The organism is Paraburkholderia sp. Ac-20347, from assembly GCF_017104805.1.
GTDB lineage: Bacteria > Pseudomonadota > Gammaproteobacteria > Burkholderiales > Burkholderiaceae > Paraburkholderia > Paraburkholderia tropica.
This window is the reverse complement of the sequence record NZ_JAAGPN010000404.1, coordinates 1-5,165: the sequence shown is the minus strand read 5'-3', so window position 1 is coordinate 5,165 and position 5,165 is coordinate 1. Positions and strand designations below refer to the sequence as shown.

At 64.9% G+C, this 5,165-nt stretch carries 5 protein-coding genes and 2 pseudogenes; 4 read left to right on the top strand and 3 right to left on the bottom strand.

Going from position 1 to position 5,165, the window contains the following annotated elements:
• Positions 1–494 precede the first annotated feature (494 nt).
• The 4 genes and pseudogenes from G3N97_RS36385 to G3N97_RS36370 all read left to right on the top strand — a co-directional run.
• Positions 495–818 carry a metalloregulator ArsR/SmtB family transcription factor gene (locus G3N97_RS36385; protein WP_205997632.1) on the top strand — a complete coding sequence of 108 codons (324 nt, stop codon included), beginning with the start codon at positions 495–497 and terminating at the stop codon, positions 816–818.
• An 85-nt stretch (positions 819–903) separates the two neighbouring features.
• The gene (locus tag G3N97_RS36380; protein ID WP_205997631.1) at positions 904–1,965 is read left to right on the top strand and encodes an alkene reductase; all 1,062 of its coding nucleotides are present in this window, start codon (positions 904–906) and stop codon (positions 1,963–1,965) included.
• 260 nt (positions 1,966–2,225) lie between these two features.
• A complete protein-coding gene (locus G3N97_RS36375) occupies positions 2,226–2,423 on the top strand; it encodes a DUF3562 domain-containing protein (protein ID WP_205997630.1) in 198 nt (65 codons plus the stop codon).
• Positions 2,424–2,701: 278 nt separating this feature from the next.
• Positions 2,702–2,935 (top strand): annotated as a pseudogene (locus tag G3N97_RS36370) (DUF2866 domain-containing protein); the annotation flags it as partial.
• Positions 2,936–3,150: 215 nt separating this feature from the next.
• Here G3N97_RS36370 and dapA read toward each other — a convergent pair.
• From dapA to G3N97_RS36355, 3 genes and pseudogenes are all read right to left on the bottom strand, one after another.
• Positions 3,151–4,005: a 4-hydroxy-tetrahydrodipicolinate synthase gene (gene dapA, locus G3N97_RS36365; RefSeq protein ID WP_205997628.1), complete on the bottom strand. Its 855-nt coding sequence runs from the start codon at positions 4,003–4,005 to the stop codon at positions 3,151–3,153.
• 292 nt (positions 4,006–4,297) lie between these two features.
• Positions 4,298–4,738 carry a polymer-forming cytoskeletal protein gene (locus tag G3N97_RS36360; protein WP_205997627.1) on the bottom strand — a complete coding sequence of 147 codons (441 nt, stop codon included), beginning with the start codon at positions 4,736–4,738 and terminating at the stop codon, positions 4,298–4,300.
• A gap of 83 nt (positions 4,739–4,821) precedes the next feature.
• A pseudogene (locus tag G3N97_RS36355) lies at positions 4,822–5,165 on the bottom strand (hypothetical protein); the annotation flags it as partial.

The following is a 5,165-nucleotide window of genomic DNA, read 5'->3' as shown; positions in this document are numbered from 1 at the left end:
TTTCGGTTCAGTTAAGAACCGGTCGCTCACTCAAAGCTGACAGGTAATTGAATTACTTCAAAAACCTGACTTACTTTAGTGTGAGACTCTTGATACTTTTGCTTCTCCTGACCGGCTCCGAAGAACCCGTCAGGTCGCATCACCTATCAAGCGCCCACACTTATCGGCTGTAAATTTTTAAAGAACAATTTCGTCTCAATCGCTTCGTTTCGTTCGCAGCGATCAGCGAAGGAGGCGAATTATGCGGGTCATTCCGGATGTCGTCAAGCGCTTTTGCGAAAAAAGTTTTCGGGCCGGAAAATACCCTTCTCGTGAACCTCGAAGCGCGCCACGCGCGCAGCCCAACCGACCCGCACGATCTGCGCTTGCCCGCACCCATTCCTCGCACACCGCTCCCCGCAAAAAAGAAAAGTCCGCCTCCCTATTGCAAACGATGGCTTCACCCATATCGTATAAATGCGATATAAGATTCGCATAGTGACGATGCAATTTCCATGAAGAAAACTCAACCGACCCCGCAGCTCGATCTCGACGCCATCTACAAGGCGCTGGCCAATCCCGTACGCCGCGAGATTCTCGCGTGCCTGCGCGAGCCGCACGTGCATTTCGCCGATCAGGAGCTTCCGCTCGACCACGGCGTCTGCGCGGGCAAGATCGACGCGCACTGCGCGCTCTCGCAGTCGACCGTCTCGGCGCATCTGGCCGCGCTCCAGAAGGCCGGCCTCGTGACGTCGAAGAAAGTCGGCCAATGGGTGTTCTTCAAGCGCAACGAGCCGGTCATCGAGGCGTTCCTCGCCCACATGAGCCAGCAGTTGTGACGGCGCATCAGCGCAATCGTCTGCTTCATTTCCGATATTTCCGCTAATCCGCACAGCCTTTTGGCTCGCGGTACGAGGTGAACCTATGGCAACGCTTTTCGACCCCATCCAGATCGGCGATCTCACTCTGCCCAACCGCATCATCATGGCGCCGCTCACGCGCGCTCGCGCCGACGACGTGCGGCTGCCGAACGCATTGATGGCGAAATACTACGCCGAGCGCGCCTCGGCGGGCCTCATCATCAGCGAGGCGACCTCGGTGACGCCGCAGGGCGTCGGTTACGCCGAAACGCCCGGCATCTGGTCGCAGGAGCAGGTCGAGGGCTGGAAGATCGTGACCGAGGCCGTGCACGCCGCGGGCGGGCGCATCTTCCTGCAACTGTGGCACGTCGGCCGTATCTCCGATCCGATGTTCCTCGACGGCGCACTCCCCGTCGCGCCCAGCGCCATCGCCGCACAGGGCAACGTGAGCCTCGTGCGCCCGCCGCGTCCGTTCGTGACGCCGCGCGCACTCGGCATCGACGAGATCCCCGGCGTGGTCGCCGCGTTCCGCCAGGGCGCGATCAACGCGAAGGCCGCGGGCTTCGACGGCGTCGAGATTCACGGCGCGAACGGCTATCTGCTCGACCAGTTCCTGCAGGACAGCACCAACCAGCGCACCGACGCCTACGGCGGCCCGATCGAGAACCGCGCGCGCCTGCTGCTCGAAGTCACCGACGCGTGCATCGAAATCTGGGGTGCCGACCGCGTAGGCATGCACATCGCGCCGCGCGGCGACGCCCACACGATGGGCGATTCGAACCCGGCCGCCACCTTCGGCTACGTCGCGCGTGAGTTGGGCAAGCGCAAGCTCGCGTTCCTGTTCGCCCGCGAATCGCTGGGCGACAACCGCCTCGGCCCGCAACTGAAGGCCGAATTCGGCGGCCCCTTCATTGCGAACGAGAAGTTCACGCTGGAATCGGCGCAACAGGTGCTCGCGGCGGGCGAGGCCGACGCCATCGCGTGGGGGCAGCTCTTCATCGCCAATCCGGACCTGCCGCGCCGCTTCGCGACGAATGCGCCGCTCAATGCGCCGGTGCCGTCCACGTTCTATGCGCGCGGCGAAACGGGCTACACGGACTATCCGTCGCTCGATAACGTTGCTTGAATGAATTTTTAGCGCGCACAGGCGCGCACAGAAATGGCGCATGAAAAAAGCCCCGGCAAAGGCACGCCGCCTTTCCGGGGCTTTTTCATCGGCGATTAACATCGCGCGATAACACTGACGATAAAACTGAACTAAGCGCACGCCCCATTCGAAGCACGTCGCCGCCGATAGCGCGTTTCAATTGGCATCGCGCGCGAGACTGTCCTTGAATTCGAATCCTGTCTGCCCATCCCACCGCAACCGCCGATCGGAGATTCGTCATGCCCCAAGTGGACGCCGAGCAAATCGTTCATAGCATTGCCGAGGAAACCCACACGCCCGAGGAAACCGTCGCGCGCATTTACGCCGACGCGCTCGCCCAATACCGCATCGACGCTCGCATTCAGGACTACCTTCCGCTCTTCGCCGCGCGCAAGGTCCGCGCGACCCTGCGGCAAAACAGCGCAAAGCCGGGCTGATCACCGACGTCAACCGCACTCCGTTTCCCCTTCCGCCATCGCCGAAAAAGTACGCGCGGGTACCGCTTTTTAAGCGGCGCCGCGCGTATTCGCTCGCACACCGTTTTTACACCGCCGCATTCGCACCGCGTTTTATTACGCGCCGACCCTCAGCCCTTATTCCGCGTTCACTCTTAAGGTTCGTTTAATTCTTCGCTGTAACCATATGCTCACCCCTGTTGAGCCGCCGGAACATCGGCGGCGTTTTTTTATGCGGCAAGCCGAGGAGGAGCGAAGTCATGGTTGAAGACGACGACGTGCTGATGCACCTGCAATCCCTGCTGCGCGACGGCTCGCCCGGACGCGTCGCCTCTTGCCGCGTCTCCACGCCGCTGCAACATCCCTGGGGCCGCGCTTACCGGCTCGTCGAGTGGACCACGCCGCTCGACGACGGCGCGCGCCGCCAGGTCGTGCCGGCGGAAAGCTCGGCATTCGAAATCGCGCGCCTGGTTGCCGAACACGTGCCGGGCCGCCGCATTCTGCTCAACGGCGAACCTGTCGATGCAGAGCGTCCGCGCACGCGCCGACGCGCACGCAGCAGCCGCGCAAGCGCTCGCGCGGTGAGCTGATGCAGCCGACGAAACCGCGCGTCCCGCCAGCCGGGGCGCGCCGCTTTTCGTTGCGCCTGCGTTCCACGAACGCACACATAAACGCAAACACATCGCGCGACGCGCCAGCCGCCGACGCGTTACGCCACCATCCTTCCCAACATTGCTTCCAGTTCCGCGCTGACGACCGTCATCGGCGCGCGCAGTTCGTTGCGGATCAAGCCGCGTTGCGCGAGCGCGGCCTTCACCGGCCCCGGATTCGGTTCCGCGAACGCCGCCCGCACGAGCGGCACGAGGCCGTGCCAGAGCGCGCGTGCATCGCCGAGACGTTCTTCGCGCACGGCCTGCGCCATCGCCACGAAACGCGCCGGCAGCAGATGCGCCGACGCCGCGATCGCCCCGCTCGCTCCCGCACAGAGCGCGCCGAACATCTCGATGTCCTCGCCGCAAAGCACCTGCAGGCGGCCGTCGAGAATCAGCGCGAGCGTCTTGTCGAGCGCCCCGCCGCAATCCTTCACCGCGACGATGCGCTCGTGCCCCGCCAGCTCCAGCAGCGTCGCGAGTTCGAGGCGCACGCCGGTGCGCGCGGGAATGTCATAGAGGATCACGGGCTTGCGGCTCGCGTCGGCGAGCGCTGCGAAATGGCCGATCACCCCCGCCTGCGACGGCCGAATGTAGTACGGCGCCGCCGCGAGCACGCCCGCGATGGGCGCGTCGTTGAGCGCCTCGATGCGCTCGCGCACCGACGCCGTGTGATTGCCGCTCACGCCCGCCACGACCGGCAGCGTCCCGGCGGCGGCCAGCACCGTCGCGAGCACGGCGTCCTGCTCGCGATCGTCGAGCGCGGCGGGCTCGCCGGTCGTGCCGAGCGCGACGAAGCCCGCCACACCGGCCTGCGCGTAGTGGCGCACCAGCGCGGCGAGCGCCTCGTGATCGACCGCTCCCTGGTTGAACGGCGTGACGAGCGGAATCCAGATACCCGAAAACGAAGACATGACTTTCCCTTGAACGCGACCGAGTGGAAGGTCCGTCGAGCGGTGCGGGGAAGTCGGGCTGGCCTGGAGAAAGGAGGGGGCGGCAAGCTGTTCCATCGCAACATCCGACGGAACAGCAAGCTCCGGTCAGATGAGCGGCTGTTTTTTGGCTTTGGCTTTCACGCTGACCGACGCGGCCTGCGCGCGCGCCGACACCGCGCGCGTAGCGGCGGCGATGGGCTGGGCGAAGGTATTCGGCTGACGTGACATGGCGTGAAGTGTAACCGAGATCGCCCGCCCGCGCGCCGTCAATCTAGCGGCGCGGCTCGTCGTGCACTTCCACGTCGAGAACCGGCGCGTCGAGCAGCAGGTTCCGGGTATCGGCGGGATCGCGCCTCGTGAGCTTGCCGTCCACGCTCGCGCCGCAATCCATCTGCAACTGCTGGTAGTCGATATTGCCGATCACTTGCGCATTCGCCTGCAGCTCGATGAAGTGATCCGCGATGACGTCGCCGACGATGCGTCCGTTGACGACGATGTCGTAGCCATGCACGTTGCCGTGCACCGCGCTGCGCTCGCTGAGCACGAGCAGCGTCTGCACGCCCGTCTTGCCGCTGACGTTGCCGCTCACCTGGCCGTCGAGGCGCAGGCCGTCGGCGAATTCGAGGTCGCCGGTGATGCGCACATCCTCGGCGATCAGCGTCGCGAGTTTGGTCTGCTGGATGCCCGGCTGGGGCTTCTTCTTGTTGAACATGAACACCACCGTTGCGTTTGTGTTGCTGAAAAGATGCCGTGGCTCGGCTCACGGCACGAAACTCGGATAACCGGCGCAAGTGCTCAGTGCGCGGCGCTGTTGGCGTTGGCGTTGGCGTTGGCGTTGGCGTTGGCGTTGGCGTTGGCGTTGGCGTTGGCGTTGGCGTTGGCGTTGGCGTTGGCGTTGGCACGATTACCGGCGTTGCCGTTCGCACCGGCAACCGCGCCGTGGCTGCGCAGAAACAGCAGTTCGGCCTGCGCTTTCGCCGCCTGCGCCTGGGCGGCGTCCGCCGATTGCTGCAGCGCGGCCCGCGCCGCGCGCTCCTGTTCGAGCGCGAGCTGAGCGGTCGTGAGCTGGGTTTGCAGCACGTCGGGCTCGATCACGGGACAAGCCGGCGCGCCGCCACGCAGCGCCCACGCCGACGCCG